Source organism: Promicromonospora sp. NPDC050262, assembly GCF_040655935.1.
Taxonomy (GTDB): domain Bacteria; phylum Actinomycetota; class Actinomycetes; order Actinomycetales; family Cellulomonadaceae; genus Promicromonospora.
Genome location: NZ_JBFAKX010000001.1, coordinates 539,860 through 566,657 on the forward strand (window position 1 = coordinate 539,860; position 26,798 = coordinate 566,657).

19 protein-coding genes are annotated in these 26,798 nt (G+C 73.7%); 8 read left to right on the forward strand and 11 right to left on the reverse strand.

Translation table 11 applies throughout. The features are described 5' to 3' along the window. Positions 1 to 101: 101 nt before the first annotated feature. The 8 genes from AB0I29_RS02395 to AB0I29_RS02430 all read right to left on the reverse strand — a co-directional run bounded on the left by AB0I29_RS02395 (position 102) and on the right by AB0I29_RS02430 (position 14,384). Entirely contained in the window at positions 102 to 2,219 is a 2,118-nt protein-coding gene (locus tag AB0I29_RS02395) for a hypothetical protein (RefSeq protein WP_357477565.1), read from the reverse strand. Continuing rightward, the gene (locus tag AB0I29_RS02400; protein WP_357477568.1) at positions 2,216 to 3,508 is read right to left on the reverse strand and encodes a VWA domain-containing protein; all 1,293 of its coding nucleotides are present in this window, start codon (positions 3,506 to 3,508) and stop codon (positions 2,216 to 2,218) included. The genes AB0I29_RS02395 and AB0I29_RS02400 overlap by 4 nt, the downstream gene beginning before the upstream one ends. Then, the gene (locus AB0I29_RS02405) at positions 3,505 to 6,573 is read right to left on the reverse strand and encodes a DUF5682 family protein (protein WP_357477572.1); all 3,069 of its coding nucleotides are present in this window, start codon (positions 6,571 to 6,573) and stop codon (positions 3,505 to 3,507) included. Before AB0I29_RS02405 ends, AB0I29_RS02400 begins: the two co-directional genes overlap by 4 nt. Beyond that, positions 6,570 to 7,700 (reverse strand): AAA family ATPase, encoded by a 1,131-nt coding sequence (locus AB0I29_RS02410; RefSeq protein WP_285104165.1) that lies wholly within the window; start codon positions 7,698 to 7,700, stop codon positions 6,570 to 6,572. Before AB0I29_RS02410 ends, AB0I29_RS02405 begins: the two co-directional genes overlap by 4 nt. A gap of 166 nt (positions 7,701 to 7,866) precedes the next feature. After that, positions 7,867 to 7,992, reverse strand: coding sequence for a hypothetical protein (locus AB0I29_RS02415; protein ID WP_357477577.1), 126 nt, complete (start codon positions 7,990 to 7,992; stop codon positions 7,867 to 7,869). A gap of 189 nt (positions 7,993 to 8,181) precedes the next feature. After that, on the reverse strand, positions 8,182 to 12,105 hold the full coding sequence (locus AB0I29_RS02420; protein WP_357477580.1) for a DUF4132 domain-containing protein: 3,924 nt from the start codon (positions 12,103 to 12,105) through the stop codon (positions 8,182 to 8,184). Positions 12,106 to 12,296: 191 nt separating this feature from the next. Then, positions 12,297 to 13,646 carry an aspartate--tRNA(Asn) ligase gene (gene aspS / locus AB0I29_RS02425; protein ID WP_285104159.1) on the reverse strand — a complete coding sequence of 450 codons (1,350 nt, stop codon included), beginning with the start codon at positions 13,644 to 13,646 and terminating at the stop codon, positions 12,297 to 12,299. Positions 13,647 to 13,976: 330 nt separating this feature from the next. After that, on the reverse strand, positions 13,977 to 14,384 hold the full coding sequence (locus AB0I29_RS02430) for an alpha/beta hydrolase (protein WP_357477586.1): 408 nt from the start codon (positions 14,382 to 14,384) through the stop codon (positions 13,977 to 13,979). A 162-nt stretch (positions 14,385 to 14,546) separates the two neighbouring features. On the opposite strand from AB0I29_RS02430, the gene AB0I29_RS02435 reads away from it, so the two are divergent. Then, positions 14,547 to 15,203, forward strand: coding sequence for a biliverdin-producing heme oxygenase (locus AB0I29_RS02435; protein WP_357477590.1), 657 nt, complete (start codon positions 14,547 to 14,549; stop codon positions 15,201 to 15,203). A gap of 137 nt (positions 15,204 to 15,340) precedes the next feature. Beyond that, positions 15,341 to 17,077, forward strand: coding sequence for an FAD-binding protein (locus tag AB0I29_RS02440; protein ID WP_357477593.1), 1,737 nt, complete (start codon positions 15,341 to 15,343; stop codon positions 17,075 to 17,077). 93 nt (positions 17,078 to 17,170) lie between these two features. On the opposite strand, the gene AB0I29_RS02445 is transcribed toward AB0I29_RS02440, so the two are convergent. Then, on the reverse strand, positions 17,171 to 17,935 hold the full coding sequence (locus AB0I29_RS02445) for a cytochrome b/b6 domain-containing protein (protein ID WP_357477596.1): 765 nt from the start codon (positions 17,933 to 17,935) through the stop codon (positions 17,171 to 17,173). Next, positions 17,922 to 18,455, reverse strand: coding sequence for a hypothetical protein (locus AB0I29_RS02450; protein WP_357477599.1), 534 nt, complete (start codon positions 18,453 to 18,455; stop codon positions 17,922 to 17,924). Before AB0I29_RS02450 ends, AB0I29_RS02445 begins: the two co-directional genes overlap by 14 nt. A gap of 147 nt (positions 18,456 to 18,602) precedes the next feature. On the opposite strand from AB0I29_RS02450, the gene AB0I29_RS02455 reads away from it, so the two are divergent. Continuing rightward, positions 18,603 to 19,166 (forward strand): sigma-70 family RNA polymerase sigma factor, encoded by a 564-nt coding sequence (locus tag AB0I29_RS02455; RefSeq protein WP_285104148.1) that lies wholly within the window; start codon positions 18,603 to 18,605, stop codon positions 19,164 to 19,166. Next, the gene (locus tag AB0I29_RS02460; RefSeq protein WP_357477602.1) at positions 19,163 to 20,158 is read left to right on the forward strand and encodes a zf-HC2 domain-containing protein; all 996 of its coding nucleotides are present in this window, start codon (positions 19,163 to 19,165) and stop codon (positions 20,156 to 20,158) included. The genes AB0I29_RS02455 and AB0I29_RS02460 overlap by 4 nt, the downstream gene beginning before the upstream one ends. A 15-nt stretch (positions 20,159 to 20,173) precedes the next feature. Here AB0I29_RS02460 and AB0I29_RS02465 read toward each other — a convergent pair whose 3' ends face one another. Further along, entirely contained in the window at positions 20,174 to 21,208 is a 1,035-nt protein-coding gene (locus AB0I29_RS02465) for a LacI family DNA-binding transcriptional regulator (protein WP_357477605.1), read from the reverse strand. 235 nt (positions 21,209 to 21,443) lie between these two features. Here AB0I29_RS02465 and AB0I29_RS02470 point away from each other — a divergent pair, with 235 nt between their 5' ends. Genes AB0I29_RS02470 through AB0I29_RS02485 form a run of 4 tightly spaced genes read left to right on the forward strand, consistent with a single transcriptional unit; the run spans position 21,444 to position 26,721 of the window. Beyond that, positions 21,444 to 22,703 carry an extracellular solute-binding protein gene (locus AB0I29_RS02470; RefSeq protein ID WP_285104141.1) on the forward strand — a complete coding sequence of 420 codons (1,260 nt, stop codon included), beginning with the start codon at positions 21,444 to 21,446 and terminating at the stop codon, positions 22,701 to 22,703. Positions 22,704 to 22,709: 6 nt separating this feature from the next. After that, complete coding sequence (locus tag AB0I29_RS02475; protein WP_357477609.1) at positions 22,710 to 23,846, forward strand: sugar ABC transporter permease; 1,137 nt, start codon at positions 22,710 to 22,712, stop codon at positions 23,844 to 23,846. A 41-nt stretch (positions 23,847 to 23,887) separates the two neighbouring features. Further along, complete coding sequence (locus AB0I29_RS02480) at positions 23,888 to 24,721, forward strand: carbohydrate ABC transporter permease (protein WP_285104397.1); 834 nt, start codon at positions 23,888 to 23,890, stop codon at positions 24,719 to 24,721. Then, complete coding sequence (locus AB0I29_RS02485) at positions 24,718 to 26,721, forward strand: glycogen debranching N-terminal domain-containing protein (RefSeq protein ID WP_357477612.1); 2,004 nt, start codon at positions 24,718 to 24,720, stop codon at positions 26,719 to 26,721. The genes AB0I29_RS02480 and AB0I29_RS02485 overlap by 4 nt, the downstream gene beginning before the upstream one ends. The last annotated feature ends 77 nt before the right edge of the window (positions 26,722 to 26,798 follow it).

A 26,798-nucleotide genomic window follows, 5' to 3' on the forward strand; every position in this document is an offset into this window, starting at 1 on the left:
CGTCCCGGCCGGAGCACCGGCCGGGACGGGCAGTTTGGTCAACCCGCCACGTGGTCAACCCGCCACGTGGTCATCCCGCCACGTGGTCAACCACGACTTGGTCAACCCGCGACGTCCGCCACAGCTCGGGCCCGGCCCACGACGAAGGCGGCGTGCAGCACCGCGGGCGGTGTCAGCTCGCCGGCCAGGAGGCCCTGGGCCGTCCGCTCCAGTGTCGCGAGCCCGAGGTCCCGGGCAAGCACGCGCGCCTGCTCGACGTCGGACCGCTGCCGCACCGTGAGCGCCGGCCGGCCCGTGGCTGCCGCGGCGAGCAGGACGTCGCCCAGCAGCAGCGCCACGCGGCGCACCGGGGGCGGCGGCGCCGTCGGCGGCCGGACGACCTTTGCCGAGGACGCCTGGGCCTTGAGCTTGCGGATCCGCTTGCGCCAGAAGTCCCAGTAGCTGTTCTCGAGCGACCAGGCGGGCGTGATCGTGGGGCTGACCAGGCGGATCGCACCCTTGTCGCGCACGAACAGGCCGACCGGCTCGTCCCGGTCCTCGCGGCGCTCGATCGTCACCGCGACCAGCCTGGACCGCACGGACAGCAGCGTCTGGACCGCTTGCTCCCCGGCGGCCGGCAGGCGCAGCTGCCGCGTCTCGCCGTCCGAGGTGACGACGGCGAGCGTGAGCTCCTGCCGCACCTCGTCGATGCCGACCTCGCCGACGTCGCGGACCAGTACCAGCCGGACGTTCGCCGGACGGCGACCGAACCCGACGACGTCGCGCGGCCGCACACCCGCCCCCGTGCGCTCCGCGATCACGCGGAGCTCCTCGAGGCCGAACCCGTCGCCGTCCAGGCGCTGGAGCACGGGCGTGCCGCCCGCGCCGAGGCCGCCGTCAGGCTTGGTCCGCACCTTCGCCAGGGCGAACGCGCCCTCGCACAGCGTGCTCAGGGACCTGTTCCACAGGAGCGGGCTGGTCCAGCTCCGCTGGAACCTCGGGTCGCTGCCCGACGGCCGGCCGGTCACGACCTGCCGCACCTGCCCGGTGTCCGCCGTGGCGGGCGCGCCAGCTTCGGTCTCGGTGTCCCAGCCCAGGTAGGCCAGGCCGCGCGACCCGCTCTGCGACGTCCACCAGCGGGCCCCGAGCGGCACCCAGCGGGAGAGGTCGATCTCGTCGTCCGTGCCCTTGCCGGGCCCGCGCCCCCGGCCTGCCGCTGCACTGCCTGTCGCTGCGCGGCCCGACGTGCTCGCGGCGCTGCCCGACGCACCAGCAGCAGCGCCCGAGGCGTCTGGGACGGCGCCCGAGGTGCTGACGGCATCGCCCGAACCGCCACCAGCATCTCCCGGAACTCCCGCGGCACCCGACGCCGTCGTGGGTCCTGCACCGGCAGTTGCCGCCGGGTCCGTCGCGCGTTCCAGCACCTCGCACATCGCCCAGACCTCGGCGAAGGCGTCGAGCAGGTCGGACTCCGTGACGGCGTCGTCGCGACCGGCGAGGCCCGCGACGAGGCCGCCGGCGACCCGGATGAGACCGTCGAACCGCACGTTGCCGACCTGGTCGGGAGCGACCTGGTCGAAGCCGGCGACCCGCACCCGGCCGGCCAGTGCGGTCAGCGACTCCGCGTCGTCCGCCCCGAGGTGGGACAGGCCGCCCGACATGAGCCGCCCGACGACGTCGCGCACCTCCGCGAGCGCCTCGCGACGGCGCTTCACTACCGCCGCGGACGGGGCGCGGCCCGCCGCCGCGCCGGGGGCTGCGGACCCGGTGGCCGAACCGGCCGCACCCGCACCGCCGGGCGCGCCCGCTGCGCCGTCACCCGCACCTGCCGGCCCGCCGGGCCCTGCGGCCCCACCGGGTCCGGCGGTCGGGCCAGATCCGGTAAGCGCACCAGGTCCTGCCGCGGATCCCGCCCTGGGCACGGACTGCGCGACGACCGCAGCTACGTCCGCCGACACCACGTCGGGCGCGATCCCGATCGCCCACAGGCAGGCGGCGACGACGTGCTGGCACACCCCCGCCGTCGGGCAGTCGCACGCGACCGCGGCCGGGCCGCGGCCGTCCACGCGCACCGAGACGCCGGACACGTCGAGCACCGCACCCTTGGCGTCGAGCGACACCTCGGTCACGGTGTCCTTGCGGGCGCGGCGCAGCAGGCCTGCGTTGCCGAGCGCCTTGAGCGCGTCGTCGTCCAGGCCCGCGTAGGGCGCCGCCCACGCGTAGGTCTTCCGGTCGCTCATGAGAGCACCTCCCCCAACCACTCGGCGAAACGTTCGGGCGTGAGCGCGGCGACCTCCATGCCGCACTCGGCCAGGTGCCGGGCGGTGCCCTGGTCGTAGACGGGTTCGGCCGCCTCGTCCAGGGCGGCGAGCCCCAGCATGGTGACGCCGGAGGACGCCATGCGGCGCACCGTCGTCAGCAGGTTGGACACCGATCCGCCCTCGTAGAAGTCGCTGACCAGCGCCACCACGGTCCGCGACGGGTTGCGGACCTGCTGCTCGGCGTGCCGCACCGCCCGTGCGATGTCGGTGCCGCCCCCGAGCTGCGCGGTCATCAGGACCTCGACGGGGTCTGCGGCCAGGTGCGACATGTCCACCACCGAGGTGTCGAACAGGTAGAGCTGCACGTTGATGCCGGGCAGCCCCGACAGGATTCCCGCACACACCGCGGAGTACAGCAGCGACGGCGCCATCGAGCCCGACTGGTCGACGAGCAGGATGACGTCCCAGGTCAGGGTCCGCTTGGCACGCGCGGAGAAGCGGACGTCCTCCACCGTCATCCGGCCCTCGGCGTCGACGCGGCCAAGGTTGGCGCGCAGCGTGCGCTTCCAGTCGAAGTTCCGCGCGACCCGATGCATCGACCGGCGTGACCGGTCGATGCGGCCGTTGACCGCCGTGGTGAACCGGGGTCGCAGCCGTCGCACCACGTCGTCGACGACCCGGCGGATGATGCGCCGCAGCCCGGACGCGGCCTGCTCGCTGAGGGCGCCCCGGACCTGCAGCATCGCGACGGCGAGCTCACGCGACGGTTCGAGGGTCTCGAGCGCGGTCTCGTCCTGCAGCAGCTCGGTCAGGCCGTAGCGGCTGACGGCGTCGACCTGCATGCGCTCGAAGGTGTCCCGCGGGAACAGGCTGCCGGCCTCGCTGAGCCAGCCGAGCGCGGTCACGTCCACGCCGTGCGGCTGGGACCCGCCGAGTCCCGCACCCCTGCCGCCGCGCGCGCCGCCGCCCTCGCCGGGACCCGTGCCTCGCCCGACGCGATGCCCGCGGGCCGTGTACTCGCGGTCGTACAGGTACCGCAGCGACCGCTCCAGCCCCTGGTCCTGCTGCCCCACCTGCAGCTCGTCGGCCGCGTACCGGCCCAGCACCAGGCGCCAGCGCCGGGCGGCCTCGTCGTCCGAGACAGACGGCGCTGGTTCGGGCGCCTCAAGGCTTTCAAACGTCTCAACGCCTTGGGGCGCCCCAAGGACGGCGGGCACCACGGGATCAGACACCTCGAGATCGGGCACCGCCTGATCGGTCGCGCTCATGCTTCTCCTCCTGCCGTGCCGACCTGTGCAATACCGGCTCCTGCCGTGCCGACGCCGGCGGCGCCCACGGCTCTGGTCGCTTCCGTCGCCGGGCCCCAGTGGGCCAGCCCGTCCCGTTCCAGCACCGCGACCAGCTCCCGGTCCAGGACCAGGCCGGTCGCCAGGTCCTCCTCCGACAGCGCGACCCGCACGTCCACCTGATCCACCCGCGCACCGGTTCGCTCGGCCACACGCTTGGCCAGCCGGTGCGTCTCGGTGGGACGCAGCCAGGTGAAGGCCCGCCGCAGGTCCGGCAGCACCGCCAGGAACGCGTCGCCGTCGAGCGTGCGCAGCGCGTCGTCCACGGCGTCGAACATCTCCGGCGTGTGCAGGATCAGGTCCGGCGCGGCGCGCATCACGCCGCCGAGGAACCGCACGGCCGCTCCCGGGTCCGCCCCCGCGGACAGGGCGCCACGCACCCGGGTGACCAGGACGTCGTCGGTCACCTCGCCGTCGGTGAAGCCCAGGGCGAGCAGGGCGCCCGCCACGGCGGGCGCGGTGCCCTCGTCGTCGCGCAGGCGCGCGAGCTCGCGCTCGACGGCGATGCGGTTGGCCGCGCCGTCGGCTCGGCTCGCACCGCCGTCACGCACGACGCTGTCGGGCGCGCCGCCGTCTGCCGCGCTGCCGTCCGCCGCGCCGCCGTCTGCCGCCGCCGCGTCCCGCAGCAGGGAGCGCAGGCCGATCAGCGTCCCGATCGCGGCGTCCTCGTCCTCGGCCCGGACCTTGCCCAGGTCGCTGACCAGGTAGGCAGCCGTCGCGAGTGCCTGGCTCACCAGGTCGAGCAACTCGCCCGCGTACTCCTCCGCACCCAGCTCGACCCGTGCCTGCCACAGCCCGAGCAGCCGGCGCGCGCCCGAGACGACGGAGTCGACGTCGCGGTCGGTGTCGAGGGTGACCCGCAGCAGGGTGACGATCCGGGGCAGGTGCGAACCCATCCCGATCACCAGCGCCTGCGCGACGAGCCGCGCGAGGGCGTCGACCGACGCGGCCGCTGCCCCGGGCACCGAGCCCGTCCCGGTGCCGGCGAGCCGCGCCTCCGCCTCGTACAGCCGGGCGACCGCGACCGCCTCCAACGTCGCGCCGAGGTGCACCATCTCCACCAGCCGTGCCTCGACCAGCGGCGTCCAGCAGTACTGCCACTCCTCCGTGATCAGGCCCAGCCCACGGCCGGCCACGTGGTCCGGACCCGAGACCAGCTGCCCGAAACCAGCCCCGACGAAGTCGAGCAGCGCCAGCACCTGACGCTTGGCGCGGTGCGACGCCGTCCGGCGCGCGTCCAGGCGGGCCGTGCGCGGGAGCGAGTCGTCGACGACGAGCCGTACCGCCCGCACCCGCTCGCGCACGTCGCGTACGAGCGGCGGCGACGCGCTGCCGGGCGGCACCTCGCCCAGGGCCCGGCCGCCGAACACCTCGGCGATCGCCAGCCCCAGCGGCCGCTCCGGCTCGCCCGGTCCGCCGACGCCGCCGTCGTCCTGCACGTAGCACGAACGCATCGCGTCCAGCAGGTCGGTGCGGCCGGCGAACGCGCGTTCGCGCAGGTCCGCGAGCCGGGTCGCGGACGCCGCGGCGGCACCCACCTGCGGCAGGCTCACCGCGTGCCCCCGGTCAACGGCGCCCCGGGCGACGTCGACCAGGATCTCCGCGGCGAGGGCGCGAGCGCCGACAGGACCGGACGCCGCGGGCACCGTGCCCACTGCGCCTGCCGCAGTACCAGAAGCCGTAGTACCGGTCGCCGCTGGACCAGTCGCCGCGGTACCGGAAACCGCGCTGCCCTTCGCGGACCGACGCTTCGTCGACCCAGGCTTCGCCGCAGAGGTCGCGGCAGTGGTCGCGGCAGCGGTCGTGGCAGTGGCACCGATTGCGCCGGTCGCGCCGACCGAGCCGAACGCCGGGAAAGCCGTGCCCTCGACCGCCAGCTCCCGCAGGTGCGCCGCGTGCAGGCGCTCGTAGTAGCCGGGCGAGGGCATGCCCGCGCCGTACCCGCGCAGCCCGTCGAGCCGCTCGTGGTCGTAGCGCACCAGCCAGGCCTCGCCCTCGGCCACCGGGCCGAAGCCGCCCTCGGGCTGCCGGTCGCGCACCGGAGCGCCCTCCGGCGCGCCGGACAGGGCCTCCACCAGGGCGAGCGTGTGGAAGGCCCCGGTCACGACGAGCACGGGTCCGCCCGCCCCTGCCACAGCTCCTGCCGCCGCCTCAGCCACACGGGCCGACATTCGCGCCTCACGGTCCAGGGACCCGTCGGCGCCGAGCACGCTCTCCTCGTAGTCGAGGCGCGCGAGCGCCGCCCACGCGAAGACGTCGTCGAAGACGGCCCGCCAGTCGGCCAGCTCGGCGCTGCGCCGGGACTCGAACAGGTGGTCCCACACCTCGTCGTGGTCGCGGCACCCGAGCCGACGCGCGAGCGTCGCGACCGCCTCGGAGTGCGCCAGGTACCGCTCGGACATGAGCGTCCGCGCGAACGGGTCGGGCCGAGCGACGACGTCCGGCCCGGGGCCCGGGCCGGCACCCGGCCCTGAGGCCTCCGGTCCGAAGCCGGCTGGCCCAGAACCGCCGGGCCCCGAGACAGCCCGCTCCGCCGCCGACCGCTCGCCGAAGGAGCGGTCGATGAACCTGAGCTCCGCACCGACGTCGCGCCCAGCGTGCAGGGCGACCCACTCCGGGGAGAAGGACGCGAGCGGGTAGAAGCCGGCACCCTCCCCGGGTTCGCGGTCGCCCGTCTCCGCCGTGGAGCCCGTACCCGAACCAGCCGGGCCGCCGAGGCTCAGCACCGCGATCGGCGGCCGGGTCGCCTCGTGCAGCAGGTCCGGGATGAGCCGCGTGAACTCCTCCGGCCCCTCGATGAGGACTGCCGCCGGCCGCAGCTCCTCGATCGCCGCACGCACCGCCACGGCGCACGCCGGGCTGTGGTGCCGCACCGGCGCGAAGTAGATGCCACGCTCGGTCTGCAGCCGTCCGACGGCGTCCGCTGCCGAGCGCAGGCGCTGCGGCGCGAGATCCCAGACGGCGCCCGCGCCTGCCCCGCCCGTCACCGCCACAGCGGTTCTGCCGCGGTGAAGAACGCCTTCCAGCGCGCGTCGGTGCGGGCACGCTCGCGCACCACGTTGTCCACGTAGTGCCGGAGCCGGCGCGCGTCCTCCTCCTCGCCCTTGAGCGCCACGCCCGCGACCTGCCGCGCCACCTCGGCTGCGGTCACCGTGCCGTCGCCGAGGTACCGGGCCTCCAGCGAGGCGGCGACGGCGACGTTGACGGCCTCGGCCGTGGACATGACCGTCTCCGGTCGCTTGACCGGCGCGCCCTCGCGGGTGCTGCCCGTCCGCAGGTCCTGGAACACGGTCACGAGCACCTCGAGCACGTCGCGCGGCACCTCGGGGCGGTCGCCCTCCGGTCCCAGCTCGGCCGCGAGCTGGCGCTGCACCAGCTCGATCTCGAACGCGCGGTCGCGCACCGGCGCCACGGTCTCGAAGCTGAACCGGCGCTTGAGGGCCGCCGACATCTCGTGCACACCGCGGTCCTTGAGGTTCGCCGTCGCGATCACGGTGAAGCCGGGGCGGGCGGCGACCCGCGCGTCGGGCCCGAGCTCGGGGACCATCAGCTGCTTCTCCGACAGGATCGACACGAGCGTGTCCTGGATCTCGGGCGCGCAACGCGTGATCTCCTCGAAGCGCACGACACGCCCCTCGCGCATACCCGTGCAGATCGGCGACGGCACCAGCGACCGCTCGCTCGGCCCCTCGGACACCAGGAGCGCGTAGTTCCACGAGTACCGGACGTGGTCCTCGGTGGTGCCCGCGGTGCCCTGCACCGTCAGGGTCGAGCTGCCCGACACCGCCGCCGACAGCAGCTCCGACAGCATCGACTTGGCCGTGCCGGGCTCACCCACGAGCATCAGGCCCTGCCGGCCCATCAGGGAGACGACGGCGCGGTCCACCAGCGGGTCGTCACCGTAGAACTTGCGGGTCACGCCGAGCTCCTCGGAGCCCACGACGAACGCCCGCACGGCCCGCGGGCTGAGCCGCCAGCCCGGGGGTCGCTCGTGCCCGCGCTCGGTGTCCCAGGCGTCGAGCGTCGCCAGCTCGGCGGCGTAACGGATCTCGGCGGGCGGGCGGATCTCGGCATCGGCGGTCGTGCCGGCTGAGATGGTGGTGTCCGTGGTCATGACGTCCTTCGGTGCTTGCGTTCGAGTGATGGCGTTTCGGGTGCTGGCGTTTCGAGGTACTTCGAGTGGTGGCCGACGTGGCAGCGACGTTTCGCCCCAGGTCAGGGCTGCTCCGGTCAGCGTGCGATCAAGGTAGCGGGAGCCACTGACACCGCCGCAGGCCGGCTCAGAACCTGCTCTTCCTCGCCCGGTCGGGGTCGAACGCCCCTGCCTGGGCCACCGCCACGTACGCCCGGTCCGAGACCGCGACGAGCACCGCCGCCAGGTGGGCGCCGGTGAACGCGATCTCCACGGTGACGCGGGGGCGCGGGTACTTGGTGTAGGCGCGGGTGTCACCGACACGGCGGCGATGCGCTGCTGATGAGCCGGAGCTCGTCGATCAGTCCCGCGGCCAGGAGCGGCTGAGCGAGCCGTGCTGCGCGGGTATCGCGACCCGCGCAGCACAGAGTTCAGGCAGCACAGCGCTCAGGCAGGACAGGGCTCAGTACTGGCTCTTCTTCTCCCAGTCCGGGTCGAAGGCCCCGCCCTCGGCCACGGTCACGTAGTCCCGGTAGGACACCGCGAGCAGCACCTTCGGCACGTCCTTGAGCTTGAGCCGGCCCCGGTCGTCCCACGTCCCGGTACGGCGGAACACCAGCTCCTGGACGGCCGCGGTGATGTTCTCCTCGGGCAGGAACGCCCCGGTGAACTCGATCTCGACCGTGAGGTCGAGGGTCGGGTACTCCTTGCGGTAGGCCGAGAACCAGCCGGCGTCCTCGGCCTGCGAGCGTGAGTACCCGAGCTTGGTGGCACGGCCGCGGATCGTGAACGAGTCGCTGAGCCAGCCCTTCCGGGTGTCGACCACGGTGGCCTCACCCGGCAGGTCCGGCAGCCCGCCGGCGTCGTCCGCCTCGGCTCCCAGGCCCTGGTCGAACAGCGGTGTGATCTCGTAGTCGGCGAGGTGGCCGCGCCAGGCGGGCGCACCGGTCTCGTCGTCGTCCCCGAGGGTGGCGGCGTGCACCAGCGACACCCGGGCGTCGTCCGGCAGGGTGACGTCCTCGTCGTCGACGCCGATCAGCGCGCCGCCGTCGCCCGGCCGGAACGTCACGGTCGGGCCAGCCGTCGTACCCGCGCCAGCGGCACCGGCAGCACCATCAGTGCCGGGCAGCTCCGCCGCCCACACCAGTCGCGCGGCCAGGCGGGACATCAGCGGGTGCCCCAGCACGAACTCGCGCCAGTCGGCGGCGCTCCACGTACGGCCCGTGACCATGGCCTCGGCGAACCGCTGGGTCTGCAGCGCGACGACGGCCTTGAGCTCGGCCCGCGACTCCTTGAGCTGCCGCTTCGCCTCGGCATACACCTCGTCGTCGTCGGACGCGCGCTTGGCCGGCAGAGCCTTGACGACCTTGCCCGCGGGGTTGCGCAGCTCGAGCGTGAACGCCTCGGTGATGCGCCCGGTGACCACGCGCGCCTCGCCGCCGTCGGCGCCACCGTCGTTCCCGGCAACAGAGGGTCCGCCGAGGTCGAGGCGCAGGATGCCGTCGTCGTCGAACCCGGCCGTCTGGACCGTACGGTCGGCGAGCTGGTCGCCGTCCCAGCCGTTGCGGTCGGCGATGTCCTGGGCGAGCACCCCGGCCGTCTCCTGGACCGTGCGCTGCTTGAACCGGCGCGACACCGCGAGCAGCTGTTGCACCGCGGCCCGGTCGCCGTTGGCGGCGAGCGCCCGCACCAGGTACTCGGCCTGGGCGCGGCGGCCCTTGTGCGCGGCGAAGTAGTGCTGCGCGGTCGTCGCCAGCCCGGCCCCGGGCATCCCGACGGTCAGTGCGAGCAGCCCCTTCTCCTGCGTGGCCGACCCGAGATACGTGGACTGGTCCTCGCGGTAGAGCCTCTTCCAGAAGTCCTCGACGGTCTGCCCGGCCTGGTCCGAGTAGTACTCGGGGTAGCGCTTGATCGCGGACTGCAGGTTGTCCCAGCGGGACTGCGCGTGCTGGTCGGCGTACTCGCGGGAGTGCTCCACGGACGGGTTGCGGGTGTCCTGGGCGACCCAGGCGCGCAGCACGAACGAGCCGAGCGCGGCCCGCGAGGCCGGGTCCAGCAGCCCGACGTACCGGGCGATCAGGCCCTCGCCGCTGGGCGCCTTGAGCTTGGTGGCCAGGACGACCCACCAGCGCACGACGTCCCGCGGCACGACGCCGCCGGCCTCGCCGGCAGCGCCGGCACCGGCCCCAGCACCAGCACCAGCACCAGCACCAGCACCAGCAGCACCCGCCCACCGCACCTCCGGGAGCTGCTCGAACGGGAACCAGTCGAGGCTCGCCGGGATCCTCGCCTTGAGGCCCTTGACGGCCTCGGCCAGCAGGATCTCCGGCGCGAGGTCGGCCGAGATGTCGTCGCCGAGCGTCTCCAGGGCCGAGAGCAGCGCGGCCCGCGCCGCCTCGCGACGCTCCTTCTTCAGGGCGGCGCGCAGCGCGGGCACCGCGGCGGGGTCACCGATGCGGGCGAGCCAAACCGCGGCCGACGCACGCACCTCGCCCTTGCTGTCCGCGAGCGCCTGCTCGGCCAGGGACCGCGCCCCGGTGTGGGCCTCCAGGACCTGCTGCGCCGTGACACGGTGGGTCTTGCCCGCACCGAGCGCGAGCGCCGTGAGCTTGGGCAGCAGCATCGGCGGCAGGGCGGGGAACTCGCGCAGCATCGCGAGCGCCTTGCCGGTGCGCTCGCCGCCGTCCCCGGTCCGCAGGGCGCGTTCCAGGATCTCGGGGCGCTCGGCGAACCAGGGCCAGGCGACCGACGCCGGGATCTCCTCGTGTCCCCACCAGCGGTTCAGGACGAGATCGGTGACGAGCCGCTCGACGTCCGGGATCCCGGCGCGCTCGAGGCCGTCGTGGAGCTGGCGCAGGTCGGTGATCTCGTCGAGGTGCCCGCGCAGGCTCCACAGCAGGTTGTTGCCGTCGCTGCGGCCGCCGTGGACCAGCGCCCGCAGGCGCACGTGGAACATCAGGCCCTGGTCGGCGAACGGCTCGTGGCGCCGGTCCGTGAGCCAGGCGACCAGGGGCGAGCTGCCGAGCTGCCGAGCCGGAGCCTTCGCCGTGAGCACCCGCGGGAGGGCCTCGACGTCCTTGGCGGTGATCTTCTCGAGCTGCTTGAGGTTGTTCTGGGCGGTCTTGAGCACCCAGTCGTGGCCGCCGGCCTTCGCGTTCTTCCGGGCCTCGTCGAGGTTGGTCCGGGCCCGGGCGGTCGCCTGCTCGACGTCGGTGCGGAGCTGCTTGACCCACGCGTCGTCGAGCACCGGGTCGGGCAGCGGCTCCCACTCCGGGAGGTCGATGACGACGTCCTGCGCGGGCGTCTCCAGCGCGCGGGAGCGCTCGACGGTCTGTTCCAGCAGCTTGACGCGCGCGCCCTGCCCGGCCGCGACCTTCCCGTTCTCGTCGCGCAGCGTGGCGAGCGCCGCCTCGCACGCGGCGAGGCCACCGTCCAGCGCGGCCAGCCGCGTCACGGCCTCGCCGAGGGCGCCCGACTTCGCCGTGGTCAGGAAGGGCGCGAGCAGCGCCACCTGCCGGTCGTCGGGCAGGGTCGCGAGGTGCTGGAGCGCCGCGATGCGCACGCCCTTGGCCGGGTCGGCGGCGAGACCCGCGACGATCCGCGCGAACTCGTCGCTCGGGACCTCCTGGGTCGAGATGCGCTTGCCGATCCGGTCGAGCACCTCCTCCTTGCTCGCTGCGGTCAGCCCGGGGACGACGTCGGCCAGGAGCACGGCGTGCAGGCCCACGAACTCGCCGAACGCGGCGGACTTCATGATCCCCTCGCGGGCGTCCGAGTACCAGGAGCGGCCCTTCGAGGAGCGGTGCACGATCGCCACCAGCACGGTGCGCGGGGCGTCGTCGGCCGGCACGCCGCCCTCGACCGCGGCCTCCTCGAACATCGCCGGCGTCCAGCGCGTGCGCGTGGCCTGGTCCCCGTTGCCGGGACGGTTGCGCTTGGGCGTGCCGATGTGGCCGATGTCGTGCACCAGGAGCGAGAGCCACTCGGGCACACCCGGGATCTCGACCGTCTCGCAGGCCTGCGCCAGCAGCCGGGCGAGACGGACCACCTGCGCCATGGCGCCGACGGCGTAGACACGGCGACGGCCGTTGACACCCTTGTCGGTGGTCCAGTTCTTGTGCTGGGCGGCGACCTTCTTGACGAGGTCGGGCGAGACCCAGCTCGACCAGTAGGTGGTGCGACCCGGCTGGTCGAGCAGCCGGTCGACGTCGTCCGTGGCGGCGGACGCCACCTGGGTCAGGACCTCCGGCGTCGTGCCCTCCAGCACGTAACCCACCGCGTCCTCGTACAGACCGGTGCTGATCAGCGACAGCGGCGCCAGCGCATCCGCCACGCCTCGCGCCGTCTCGTCGCCGCCCCGCACCCGGTCCATCAGCTCCTGCAGCATCTCGCCCCATCACGTCGTCGTCGGCCATCGGGGCAGAGCTCGCCCCTGGATCGTGCCGCCTTCGGCAGCACGCGCACAAAGTAGCGGTGGCCACTGACACCCGGACCGACAACCAGGAGGGGCTGCCCGCCCGGGCGCCCGGCCGGTCGGCGGACCGGCCGGGCACCCGGGCGCGACGGGAGACGCGACGGCTACGGCGTCAGCCGGTGCAGGTCCCGCGGGAACGGCGTCACCTCGCGGACGTTGGCGGCCCCCACGAGGCGCGCCACCCAACGCTCCAGCCCGATCGCGAACCCGCCGTGGGGCGGCATCCCGTGCCGGAACGCCTCCAGGTAGGACGCGTACGACGCCGGGTCCTCGCCCCGGGCCTCGATCGCCGCCACGTAGTCGGCGTACCGGTGCAGGCGCTGCCCGCCCGTGACCAGCTCGAGCCCGCGGAACAGCAGGTCGAAGCTGTTGCTCCACCGGGAGTCCCCGGGCCTCTGCCGAGCCGGCTCAGGGTGCGTGTAGAACGGCCGCTTGGCCATCGGGTAGCCCTCGACCGCGACGAAGTCCGACCCGTGCTCGGCCCGCGCCCACTCCCCCAGAGCGCGCTCGTGCTCGGGTGCCAGGTCGGGTTCGTCCGACGGCGCCCCGACGAGCTCCAGCGCGTCGGCGAAGTGCAGCACCGGGAACTCGGCCGGGACCCGCGGCACCTCGACGCCCAGCCGCTCGGCGGCCCCCGACCCGCGGACGGCATCGGCCATCCCCGCCAGCACGTCGCGCAGCACGGCCAGCACGTCGCGGTGGTCGCGCACGAACCCGAGCTCGACGTCGAGCGAGCGGTACTCCGCGAGGTGCCGCACGGTGTCGTGCGGCTCGGCCCGGAACACCGGCCCCACCTCGTAGACCCGCTCGAAGACGCCGACCATCTGCTGCTTGTAGAACTGCGGCGACTGCGCGAGGTAGGCGGGCCGGCCGAAGTAGTCGACGGGGAACACGTTCGCTCCCGACTCCGTGGCCGTACCGACCAGCTTGGGCGTGCAGACCTCGGTGAAGCCCGCCGCGTCGAGCGTCGCGCGGAACCCGCGCAGGCTCGCCGCCGCGACCTCCCAGCGCGCCTTCTGCGCGGGGTGCCGCCAGGCGACGGCGGCGTGGTCGAGCATCGTGGGCAGGGCGGCGGTCAGGGCAGGCCGCCACAGCTCGACCGGCGGGGTCTCCGCGGCGTCCGTGAGCGGCGTGATCACCGGTCCGGCGTCGCTTGGTCCGGCACCCGCCAGCCCGGTGACCTCCACGCCGCCGGGTGCCTGCGGGTTCGCGGTGACCGTGCCGGTCACCTCCACGGTGGTCTCCTCGGGCGGCACGCCCGGCGCCTCCCGCCCGACGCCGGAGCGCACCACGACCTGGGCGAGACCCGTGCGGTCGCGCAGCACCAGGAAGGTCACGGTCGCGAGCTCGCGACGGCGGTGCACCCAGCCCTGCAGCCGCACGACGGACCCCGGCGGGACGTCGGGCAGGTCGCGGGCGAGGGTGCGGGCGGGAACCGCTGCGGACGCGGTCACGGCCGGAGCCGGGGACGCCGTCGGGGACGGCAAAGGTGGTCTCATCGTTCCTCCAGAGAGCGCAGGCCCTGGAGGAGCGGGCGGGGGCTAGGTCGCGGTGCCACCACTCCTTTGCCGGGAAGTCCCGGCCTCTCGTCGGTACGCCGCACGCGCGGGTGGTCGCTCGCCCGGCGGACCGGGCCGAGGTTCGTCACGCCTCACGCTCACCACAGCACACGCTATGCCCGACGGCGACGGCGGCGCCACACGATTCGGAGTCCGTCCCACCGCCGACCGACTCACACCGACTCACACCGACCGCACCGACCGCACCGACACAGCCCAACCAGCTCACCCGGCATCGGCGGCGGCGAGCCAGGTCCGCACGGCGCGACCCACCGCGACGTCGTCCTCCAGCAGCACGAGGTGACCGCGCCCGGGGAACGCGACCACCTCCGGGTTGCCGGGAAGCCGCTTTCGCAGGCGCGTGGCCTGCTCGAACGGGATCCACGGGTCGGCCTCGGCCCAGCCGATGCGCACCGGGCAGCGCACCTCGCCGAGCCGGCGCACGATCGGCGCGGTGTGCTCGGGCGAGAGCTGCGCGATCTGGCGGTAGAACGCGGCCTGATCGGGCTCCAGCACATAGGTGGCGATGCGCTCGCGGGCGCCGGCACCGCCGCCGTCGACCTCGACATCGACCTCGACGAACACCGGCTCGGGCAGGGCGGACGGGCGTGGGGCGGAGGCGCGGCCAGGCATCCCCCGACGCTATCCCGAGCCTCCGACACACCCCATGGCGACGGGCACCGAGGCTCCCGGACCCGAGGGGTGAATAAGGTGAGGCTAGCCTTACTTCTATTGCTATGATCGGCTCGTGATGACACATTGTCAGCACGTCAGAACTGCGCCGGAGGAGACCCCGTGAGCCTGCCCGTCGAGGAAATCGCCCCCGTCCCCCTGTCCGCGGTGCTCCGTCAGGGCACCCGTGACGCCCATGCCGGTGCCAACTCGGAGCAGTTCATCGAGGAGCTCCTGTCCGGGGCCCTGACCCGGGACGCGCACGCCGACCTCACGGCGCAGCTCCTCGTGGTCTACGAGGCTCTGGAGGAGGCGAGCGCCGCACTGGGGAGCGACGACCGGGGTGCCGGCCTCGTCTTCGCGGAGCTCACCCGCGTTCCCGCGATCGAGCGGGACCTCGCCTTCCTGTACGGGCCGGAGTGGCGCGACAAGATCCGGATCCTGCCCGCGACCCGGGCGTACGCCGATCACGTCCGCGAGGTGGGCGGCAGCCTGCCGCAGTACGCCGCGCACTCCTACACGCGCTACCTGGGCGACCTGTCCGGCGGGCAGATCGTCAAGCGCATGATGAAGGAGCACTACGGCCTCGGCGAGGAGGGGCTGGCGTTCTACACCTTCCCCGACATCCCCAAGGTCAAGGTGTTCAAGGACGCCTACCGCGAGGCCCTGGACGAGCTCGACCTGGACGACGACGAGGTGGCCGCCACCCTCGCCGAGACGCACCTCGCCTTCACGCTCAACCGCGCGGTGTTCACGGAGCTCGCCGAGATCCACTGCTGACCCCGGCACGCGTCAGACGCTCGGGTCACCCGCGTGACCTGGGCGTCTGGCACGCACCGGCGTCTGACATGTCACATCGTCTGACTTGTCACATCCGGAGGCGTCACGTTCCGCGTTCGTGCGTTGTCAGATGGAGTATGAACACCACCGAACGTCGCATCTCCACGACAGCGCTCGTCATCGGTACGGGCGGTTCCGGCCTGCGCGCCGCCATCGAGCTCGCCGAACAGGGGGTGGACGTCCTCGCCCTCGGCAAGCGGCCCCGGATGGACGCCCACACCTCGCTCGCCGCCGGCGGGATCAACGCCGCCCTCGGCACCATGGACGCGGAGGACAGCTGGCAGCAGCACGCCGCGGACACCATCAAGGAGAGCTACTTCCTGGCCAACCCGCACACGGCCGAGATCGTCGCGCAGGGTGCCGCACAGGGCATCGCCGACCTCGAGCGGTACGGCATGGCCTTCGCCCGGGAGGACGACGGGCGCATCTCCCAGCGGTTCTTCGGCGCGCACACCTACCGCCGCACCGCGTTCGCCGGCGACTACACCGGCCTGGAGATCCAGCGGTCCCTCGTGAACCGGGCGACGCAGCTCGACATCCCGATCCTCGACTCGGTCTACGTCACCCGGATCCTGACCCACGACGGCGCGGTGTTCGGCGCCTACGGGTTCGACCTCACCGACGGCACGCCGTACCTGATCCACGCCGACGCCGTGATCCTCGCCGCGGGCGGCCACAACCGCATCTGGCGGCGCACGTCGTCCCGCCGCGACGAGAACACCGGCGACTCGTTCTGCCTCGCCGTCGAGGCCGGCGCGCGCCTGCGCGACCCGGAGCTGGTCCAGTTCCACCCGTCGGGCATCCTGGAGCCCGAGAACGCCGCGGGCACGCTGATCTCCGAGGCGGCGCGCGGCGAGGGCGGCATCCTGCGCAACGCCCTGGGCGAGCGGTTCATGCAGAACTACGACCCCGAGCGCATGGAGCTCTCGACCCGCGACCGCGTGGCGCTCGCCGCGTACACCGAGATCAAGGAGGGCCGCGGCACCGAGAAGGGCGGCGTCTGGCTCGACGTCTCGCACCTGCCGCGCGAGACGATCATGACGCGCCTGCCGCGCGTCTACCAGACGATGCTCGAGCTGCAGATGCTCGACATCACGGCCGAGCCCATCGAGATCGCCCCCACTGCCCACTACTCCATGGGCGGCGTGTGGGTGCGGCCCGAGGACCACAGCACCGAGGTCGACGGCCTGTATGCGATCGGCGAGGCGTCCAGCGGCCTGCACGGCGCCAACCGCCTGGGCGGCAACTCGCTGATCGAGCTGCTGGTGTTCGGCCGTATCGTCGGCCGCGCCGCGGCGGCCTACTCGGCCGGCCTGGAGGCGCAGCGCCGCTCGCATGACGCCGAGGCCTACGCCCGCGCCGAGGTGGCCGACCTGCTCACCGCCGACGGGCACGAGAACGTGCGCGCCCTGCAGCGGGCGATCCGCAACACGATGACCGAGCACGCGGGCGTCGTCCGGGACGAGGAGGGCCTGGTCACGGGCCTGCGCGAGCTGGACGAGATCGAGGCGCGCACCCAGGAGATCGGCGTGCACCCCGACATCGCCGGCTTCCAGGACCTCGCACACGCCTTCGACCTCAAGGCGTCCCTCATCGCGGCCCGCGCCACCCTGGAGGCCGCCCGCGAGCGCCGAGAGACCCGCGGCTGCCACAACCGGAGCGACTACCCGGACCTGGACCCGGCGCTCCAGGTGAACCTGGTCTGGTCCCCGAAGACCGGCATCGTCCGCGAGGAGATCCCGGCGGTCCCGGAGGAGATCGCGACCCTGATCGCGGCCCAGGAGGTCTCGACGGAGGGCAAGCTGGTCGAGTAACCCCCTCCCCGGCTCGTTGAGTGCTGGGTATTCGCCCTTCTGGCACACGAAAAAGGGCGAATACCCAGCACTCAACGAGTTGGGGCGGGCGGGTCAGCGGCGGTGGCGGGGGTTGTGGGCGTGGCCTGTGGCGCGTTCGGTCCAGCCCGGCCAGACGCGTTGCGCGTCGCGCTCGTGGAGCTTGCCGCCCAGGTGCATCGCCCGCCAGACGCCGCGGTAGCCGGGCAGCACGCCGGAGGCGATGATCACGTGCCCGACGACGACGGGGGTCACCACATACGTGGACCACCGGTGCACCGCCGCGAACCACACGAACGCCGGTCCCCCGCTGACGACCGCCAGCCCCACGCCGGACACGACCAGCGCGAGCAGCGTCGCGACGAGCACCAGGTTCGCGATGCGCTGCCCGGGGTCGAACCGGCCCTCGTGCCGCCCGAACCTGCCGGTCAGGATCGCGGCGGGCCAGCTCCGGAACCACGCGCCGTCGCCGTGCTCGAACCGGAAGGTCTCGCGCCAGAAGGTGCGCCAGCCCCGTACGCCGACGACGACGGCCAGCACCGTGAGCCCGGCGAGGACCCAGCCCGTGACGGTGTGCAGGTCGGCGTCGGACACGCCGGTGACCCGTGCGACGACGCTCGGGCTGCCCTCGTTCCCGAGCAGCAGCCACCAGCCGGTGATCAGCAGCACGACGACGGTCACGTAGACGCCGGCATGGAACCAGCGTGCCGGACGGCGGTTGCGCTCGACCGTGCCGACGACCGGTCCGGAGGCCGCTCCGGTGGCGGCTCCAGTGGCGGCTCCGGCAGCACGCTTGCCGGCACCGTTGGCGGCAGGGTCAGGGCGCTCAGTAGCTGTCACCGTCGTCCTCCGTGGCACCTCCCGTGTCGCCCGAACCGCCTGCGCCCACGGTCACCTCGATGTGGGTCTCCACCCCGGCCGGCGAGTGATCGGCGTTGCGCAGCGACGCGTCGATCTCGTGCTCACCCTCGGGCAGATCGGTGACCTCCACGCTGTCGCCCTCGACCACCAGGTACTCCTGGTCGTCCCCGTCGAAGTACACGTGCACGTGGTGATCGCCCGACTCGGTCGGCCCGAGCTCCTCGCTGGAGGAGAGGTCGACGGTGAACGGCGTCTCGACCGTGCCGCCGTCGTCGGGCGAGGTGATCTCCAGCGTCATGCCGCCGGCCGCACCGCCCGAGTCGCCCTCGTCGCCGCCACCCCCGCCGTAGCCGCCCCCGCTGCCACCGCCGCTGCCGCAACCCGCCACGAGCAGGACGGTCAGTGCCGCCCCGGCAGCGAGCCTCGCTCCGCGCGGCCTGGACGCCCCATGCAGTCCGGACGCTCCGCGCAGCCCGGACGCTCCTCGTAGTCTGGACATGGCTACCTCCTTGTTCCGGGCGTCGCCGACGACGCCCGTCACCTGTCCCTACGTGGCGGAGCGTTCGACGGATCTCTCGACCTCCGAAGCGCGACACGATCCAGCGGGGCGAGATCCACGGACCGGTCCCGGCACGTAGGGAAGGACATGACGGCATCGGACGAGGCGCTCCTCGCCGGGATGGCCGCGGACGACCCGGACGCGGCGGCCGTCTTCGTGCGCCGGCACCAGGCACGGGTGTACGGGCTGGCGCTCTTCGTGGTCGGCATCCCCGCGGTCGCCGAGGAGGTGGCGCAGGAGACGTTCGTCCGCGCGTGGCGGCACGCCGACGGGTTCGACCCCAGGCGGGGCCGCGCGACGACGTGGCTGCTCGCGATCGCCCGGCACGCCGCGATCGACGTGCTCCGGGTGCGGCGCGATGTGCCCGTCGACCCCGTGGTCATGGCGGAGCGGATCACGGCCGAGACCGTCGCCGACCCGGACCTGCTCGCGGACCGGGTGGCGACCGGCACCACGGTGGACGCCGCACTGGCCCACGTGCCGCGGGAGCAGGCGACGGCGGTGGTGCTCGCGGCGGTCTTCGGGCTCAGCGGCGCGGAGATCGCGCGGCGGACCGGCGTGCCGCTGGGGACGGCCAAGACGCGTATCCGGCTGGGGCTGCGGCACCTGCGCGACGAGCTGGCGAGCAGCCGGGAGGAGGAGCGGCCATGAACGGGGCGAACGGGAACGGGGCGGACACGAGCGGGAGCGGCCGCTGCGCGGAGCTGCGCGACGCACTCACCGAGGTGGCGCTGGGGGTCGCCGACGGCGCCACCCGGGCCGCCGTCATGGCGCACCTGGCGACGTGCGACCGTTGCCGCGACGAGCTGTCGTCGCTGGCCGACGCGGCCGACGAGCTGCTGCTCCTGGTCCCGGAGCGCGAACCCCCGGCCGACTTCGAGGGGCGCGTGCTGGCCCGGCTCGCGGCGGGTCCGGCACGGCACGACACCGAACCGACGAGCCACGTTCCCGGTGCTCCGTCCTATCCGGGCGCCCAGGACGGCCCGGCGACACCCGGCCCCGCGACCGTCCGGCGGCACGGCGCCCGGCGCGCCGTCCTGGCCGCCGCCCTCGGGGCGGGGCTGCTCGTGGCGGGCGGCGCGGGCGTGTGGGTCGTGACGGCGCCGGACCGGGAGCTGGCCGCGTCGTACCGCACGACGCTCGACACGGCGCACGGCCGCTACCTCACCGCCGCCGACCTGGTCGCGACCGACACGACGGACGGTTCGGCGGACGGCTCGGCGCAGTCGGTCGGCACCGTCTTCCTCTACGAGGGCGACCCCTCCTGGGCCTCCGTGGTGGTGCGCGACGCCGGGCCGGCGCCCCGCTACGACGTCACCGTGGTGGTCGCGAGCGGCACGGACGACCCGGACGCCGTCGCCCCCACCCCGTACGGCAGGGGCATCCACGCGACAGAGCCGGGCCACACGACCTTCGACCGCAGGGCCTCGGAGGCCGGCACCCCACCCGGCACAGGCAACCCACGCAGCACCGGCGCCGTCCGCCCCGCCAACGAGGACACCCGCGAGATCGACCTCGGCACGTGCGTCGTCACGACGGGCACCTGCTCGACGGGCGGGATCCTCGACGTCCCCGTGCGCGACGTCGTCTCCGTGCGCCTGGCGACCCCGGACGGCGAGGCGTGGGCCACGGCGACGCCCTGAAACTCGACGGCGGAACTATGCGGTGAGGCCTCCGCGGACCACCAGGCGCGGCTCGACCAGCACGTACGCGGCCTCCTCGGCCGAGTCGCGCTGGTCGCTCCGCAGGACGACGCCGCCCGTGGGCCCCATCAGCAGGTCCAGCACCCCGGCCGCGACCTGCTCCGGGAGCTGCTCCACGCTGCTGATGCCCAGCGCCTCGGCGGCCGGCGTGTTGTCGAACCCGACGACGGGCAGGTCCGGGCGGCCGAGCGCCGTGGCCGCCAGGTGCGCGCCGATCGCCAGGGAGTCGCTGACGCACACGACGGCGTCCACGGCGGGGTCGGCCGCGAGCGCCGCCCCGGTCAGCTCGCGGGCGAGGCCGACACTCTCCTCGGTGTGCCAGCGAGGGCCGGCGGACCCGGCGTCGGCCATCGCCTCGCTCCAGCCGCGGGCGCGGTCGTCGCCGGTCCCGGACCCCTCGGGCCAGCCGAGGAACGCGATCTTTGGACCCGCCTGGTCGAGCAGGTGGCGCGTGGCGGCGCGGGTACCGGCGGCGCCGTCGACGTCGGCCCAGGAGTGTTCGCCGGCGCCGTCGCCGTCGGACCGCCAGGGGCGGCCGAACGAGACGAACGGGACGCCGCGCTCGTGGAGCCAGGTGGTGCGTGTGTCCTCGTGGGACGTGCCGGTCAGCACGACGGCGTCGATCTCACCGCCGTCGACGAGGTCACCGATGCGCTCGATCTCCTCGGCGGGCGTGCGCGCGGCGTAGAGCAGGATGCGCATGCCGCGCTCGCTGGCGCGCTCGGTCAGGGCGTGGACGAAGCGGTCGAGCACCACGCCGGAGATGCCGCCCGCGTACGGGTCGAGCCGCACCCCGATGGTCGAGCTGCGCCGCGTGCGCAGGCGGCGTGCGGCGGCGTGCGGGCGGTAGCCGAGCTCGGCGATGGCGCGCTGCACGCGCTCGCGCGTGGGGCCGCGCACGATGTCCGGCGAGTTCAGGACGTTGGACACCGTCTGGCGGGAGACGCCGGCGGCGCGGGCGACGTCCTCCACGGTGGGGGCCTTGGTCATCGTGCCCCCTCCCCTGTGCCGTCGTGAGCTCTGCCGAAGTGCTTGCGCTGTCATGACCGGCCCGTCCTGCCCGGCACTGTCGTGAATGTTCGGAACGTCATCTTAGGTGCGTCGTCAGTACCACGGTCCACCTTGACACCGCACCCGAGCGCTCCATAGCCTCCTGCACAGCATAATTTGATCGTTCAAACTCCACCACATCATGAACCACGTGCCTCATCAAGGGAGAAGAGACATGACACGGCCCATCTCGCGGAAGCTCGTCGGAGCGGGCGCCCTGCTCGTCGCCGGCGCGCTCACGCTCACCGCCTGCGGCGGCTCCGGCTTCGAGGACACCGCCGAGGAGCCCGCGGCGGGCGCCGCGGAGCTCACCAGCTCCGACGACCCGCTGTCGATCCTCATCGGCTCGTCCGGCGACGCCGAGACCGACGCGGTCACCGAAGCCGTCGCGGCGTGGTCCGAGGAGTCCGGCGTCGAGGCCGAGGTCCAGGTCGCCAGCGACCTGCCCCAGCAGCTCTCGCAGGGCTTCGCGGCCGGCTCGCCGCCGGACCTGTTCTACCTGGCGCCCGAGGCGATCGCCGGCTACGCCGACAACGGCTCGCTCCAGGCGTACGGCGACCTGCTGGCGAACAAGGACGACTTCTACCCGTCGCTCGTGGAGAACTTCACCGTCGACGACACGTTCTACTGCGCGCCCAAGGACTTCTCGACGCTCGGCCTGGTCATCAACACCCAGCTCTGGGCGGACGCCGGCCTGACCGACGCCGACCTCCCCACCACCTGGGACGAGCTGGCCACGGTTGCCGAGAAGCTGACCACCGACGACCAGGTGGGCCTCTCGTTCGGCGCGGAGTACCAGCGCGTGGGCACCTTCATGGCCGAGGCCGGCGGCGGCCTCGTGGTCGACGGCGAGCCGGTCGCCAACAGCGAGGGCAGCGTCGAGGGCCTGACCTACGTGCAGTCCCACCTGAAGGACGGCACCTTCGCGTACGCGGCCGACCTCGGCGCCGGCTGGGGCGGCGAGGCCCTCGGCAAGGGGCTGGCCGCCATGGTCATCGAGGGCAACTGGGTCACCGGCGCTCTCACGAACGACTTCCCCGACGTCGAGTACACCGTCGCCGAGCTGCCCGCCGGCCCCGCCGGCCAGGGCACGCTGCAGTTCACGAACTGCTGGGGCATGGCCGCCGACAGCCCCAACCAGGAGGCGGCGCTGAGCCTGGTGGAGCACCTGACGAGCACCGAGCAGCAGCTCGCGTTCTCGGAGGCGTTCGGCCCGATGCCGTCCATCGAGTCGGCTGCCGCCGACTGGACCAGCGCCAACCCCGACCTCAGCGCGTTCCTGGACGGGGCCGCCTACGCGCAGTTCCCGCCGAACTGGGCCGGCGCGACCGACGTCATCACCGACCTCAACGCGCAGCTCGAGTCGCTGGAGTCCGGTGACCCGCAGGCGATCCTCGACACGGCGCAGTCGAACCTCGAAGCGATCGCCGAGTAGGCACAGATGTCCGTCCTCGCGTCGCCGCGTGACGCCGCGCCCCGCCGTGCCGGGTCCCCTCGCGGGATCAGGCACGGCGAGGCCGTGGCCGGCTGGCTCTTCACGCTGCCCGTCCTGGTGATCCTCGGCGTGTTCCTGCTCGTCCCGGTCCTGATGGCGCTCTGGGTGAGCTTCTCGGACTGGTCCGGGCGCGGCAGCCCGCTCTCCTCCGGCGTCGGCTTCGTGGGGCTGGACAACTACGCCGCCGTCACCACGGGCGGCGGCCTCGCCGAGCGCGACTTCGGCGTCGCGCTGCGCAACAACGCCTGGTACGTGCTGCTGGTCGTGCCGCTGCAGACCGGCCTGGCCCTGTTCCTGGCGGTCCTGGTCAACCGCGCGGTGCTGCGGGGCCGTGGCGTGTTCCGCACGGCCTTCTACTTCCCGTCCGTGACCAGCTCGGTGGCCATCACGGTGCTGTGGCTGTTCCTGTTCTCGACGTCGGGCGTGGTCAACACGATCCTCGCCCGGGTCGGTATCGCCGGGCCCAACTGGTTCAACGAGCCGAGCGGCGTGCTGCACAACCTGCTGGGCGCGCTCGGCGTGCGGACCGGACCCGACGTGCTGACCCAGCACGGTCTTCTCGGCGTGACCTGGTGGGACTGGCTGGCCGGGCCCTCGGTGGCCATGTCGGCGTTCGTGCTCATGGCGATCTTCACGACCAGCGGCACGTTCATGCTGCTGTTCATCGCCGGCCTGCAGAACATCACCCCCGAGGTCGAGGAGGCCGCGATGGTCGACGGCGCGAACGCCTGGCAGCGGTTCTGGCGCATCACGCTCCCCCAGCTCAAGCCGACCCTCTTCACCGTGCTGACCCTCGGCCTGATCGGCTGCTGGCAGGTGTTCGACCAGATCTACACCGGCACGCAGGGCGGCCCCGGCAAGACGACACTGACGCCCGCGTACCTCAGCTACCAGTCGGCGTTCCTGTCCCAGGAGTGGGGCCAGGGCGCGGCGATCGCGTTCATCCTGTTCGTCATCATCGTGCTGCTGACCATCCTGCAGCGCTGGGTCCTGCGCGACCGCCCCGACGTGCCGCGGCGGGCCCGACGACCCGGCCGTGCGCCTTCTGCCACTGTCACCTCGACGACGGAGGACGCCCGATGAGCCGCGTCACGCGCCGTCCTCCGCTGCGCACGCGCCACCGCATGCCACGCAAGGCGTTCGCCTGGCAGCTCGGCCTCTACGCGCTGCTGGTCCTGCTGGCGCTGGTCTACGTCTACCCGTTCCTGGTCCAGCTCGCGACGTCGGTCAAGACCGAGGCGGACGCCGCGGCCGACCCGGTCTCGCTGGTCCCCGACCCCCTGACCTGGGCCGCGTACGGGCGCCTGTTCCTGCGCTCCGACTTCCCGGTGTGGTTCGCCAACTCCGCCGTCGTCACGATCCTCGTGACCGCGGGGCGCGTGTTCTTCGACTCCCTGGCGGGCTACGCGCTGGCCCGCCTGACCTTCCGCGGACGCGGCGTGGTCTACGCGGCGCTGGTCGCCGTCATGGCGGTGCCCACCGTCGTGCTGCTGATCCCCAAGTTCCTGGTCATCAACCAGCTCGGCATCTACGACTCGTACGCGGGCATGGTGCTGCCGCTGCTGGTCGACGCCGCGGGCGTCTTCATCATGAAGAACTTCTTCGAGTCCGTCCCCCGGTCGGTCGAGGAGCAGGCACGCATCGACGGGGCCGGCACGTTCCGGATCTTCTGGTCCGTGGTGCTGCCCATGGCCCGGCCCGCGCTGGTGACCATCGTGATCCTGTCGTTCCAGGGCTCCTGGAACGAGCTGAGCCACTTCATCGTCGCCGCACAGTCCCCCGAGCTGACGACCCTCACCAAGGGTGTCGCGTCGCTGGCGAGCGGCCAGCTCAGCCAGGGCAGCCAGTACCCGATCAAGCTCGCCGCCGCGGCGATCATGACCATCCCCGTGGCGGTCGTGTTCTTCGTGTTCCAGCGACGCATCATGAACACCAGCGAAGGAGCCGTCAAGGAATGACGCCGTCCACCACCCCACCCCTGCAGCCGCTGCTCAGCGACGCCGTCATCGCCCTGCGCGCCCCGACCCAGGTCTGGTCCGGCCGGGACGGCGACCTGGGCGCCGCGCCGATCGACGGCGTCTACCACGGCGACGTCCGGCACGTGCGCGAGCTGGTGCTGGAGTGCGCCGAGTCGGACGTCGAATACATCTCGGTCGCCCCGGACAGCGCCTCGCACGTCGTGTTCGGCGGCCTCCTGCGCGGGGCGGACGACGCCACGCCCGACCCCAAGGTGCGCCTCGTGCGCGACCGGCGGGTCGCCGACGGTGTGCTCGCCGAGACGTGGACGGTCGCGTCGCACCTGCCCACCGCGACGCGCGTGACGCTGCGGCTGCGGCTGCGTCCGGACTTCGCGACCCTGCACGAGGTCAAGGCGGGGATCGCGGGCGCGGCGGGTTCGGACGGCGGCGGGGGCGGCGACGCCCCGGTCGTCACGGTGGCGCCGGGCTCGGCGACGGCGCGCTCCGGCAGCGCCTCCTCCACCCTGACCGCCGAGGGCGCCACGGTGACCTCGGGTCCGGGCGGCGCGATCGAGGCCGTCTGGGCCCTGGGCGTCCCGGCCCACGGCGAGGCGGAGGCGGTCTGGTCGCTCGCCCTGCACGACGACACGATGGTGGTCCGGGGCGCGGACGGCGTCTGGCCCGGCACGGCCCGGATCACCGTCCCCGAGGGAGCCGACCCTCGCCTCGCCCGCTGGCTCGACACCGCCCTCGACGACCTCGACGCCCTGCGGCTGGCCCTGCCCGGGCACCCCGACGACGAGTTCTTCGCCGCCGGTGCGCCCTGGTTCTTCACGCTGTTCGGCCGGGACGCGATCTGGGCCGCCCGGCTCGCGCTCCCGCTCGACGTCCGCGTCGCGGCCTCCACGCTGCGCGTCCTGGCCCGCCTGCAGGGCACCGCCCACGACGTCGAGACCGCCCAGGAGCCCGGCAAGATCCTGCACGAGCTGCGCGCCGCGCCGCTCGAGATCCCCGGCGAGGGTGTCGTCCTGCCGCCGCTCTACTACGGCAGCGTCGACTCGACGCCGCTCTGGGTGTGCCTGCTCGCCGACGCCTGGCGCGCCGGCATGCCCGACGACGAGGTCGCCGCCCTGCTGCCCACGCTCCGCGGGGCCCTGACCTGGCTGCTGGAGCACGGTGACAGCGACGGCGACGGGTTCATCGACTACATCGACCGGTCCGGGCGCGGGCTGGCCAACCAGGGCTGGAAGGACTCCGGCGACTCCATCCAGTGGCGCGACGGCGCCCTCGCCGACGGCCCGATCGCGCTCTGCGAGGTCCAGGGGTACGCGTACGAGGCGGCGCTCGCGGGCGCCGAGCTGCTGGAGGCGTTCGGTCCGGTGGGAGACGCGGCGTCGGGCCCTGAGGCGGCGGGCACCTCGCCGTCGGGCGACCTGAGCCCGGCCGGGCTGCGCGCCTGGGCCGCGGACCTGCGTACCCGGTTCGCGGCGTCGTACTGGGTCGAGACCCCGGAGGGCCGGTACCCCGCGGTGGCGCTGGACCGGGACAAGCGGCCCGTCGACACGCTGACCAGCAACATCGGGCACCTGCTCGGCACCGGCATCCTCGACCCGGCCGAGGAGGAGCACGTGGCGGCCCTGCTGCTCGGGCCGACGATGTCGACCGGGTTCGGCATCCGCACCATGTCGAGCGGCGCGGCGGGGTACTGGCCGCTGTCGTACCACGGGGGCAGCGTCTGGACGCACGACACCGCCATCGCGGTGCACGGCATGCACCGCGCGGGCCTCGCCGACCAGGCGGAGCGCGCCGTGGTCGGACTGCTGGCCGTGGCCGAGGGCTTCGCCTACCGGGTCCCGGAGCTGCACGGCGGCGACCCCGCGACCCGCTCCGGCGTGCCCACGCCGTACCCGGCGGCCTGCCGCCCGCAGGCCTGGTCGGCGGCCGCGGCGATCACCTGTCTGGCGGTGTCGGGCGCGCGGGCGGGCGCTGTCGCCGTCTGACCCGGGCCTCCCGAAGGTCCGCCGCGGAGGTCTCGCGGCGGACCTTTCCCGTGGTCCGGGACGCCAAAGGTAATCTT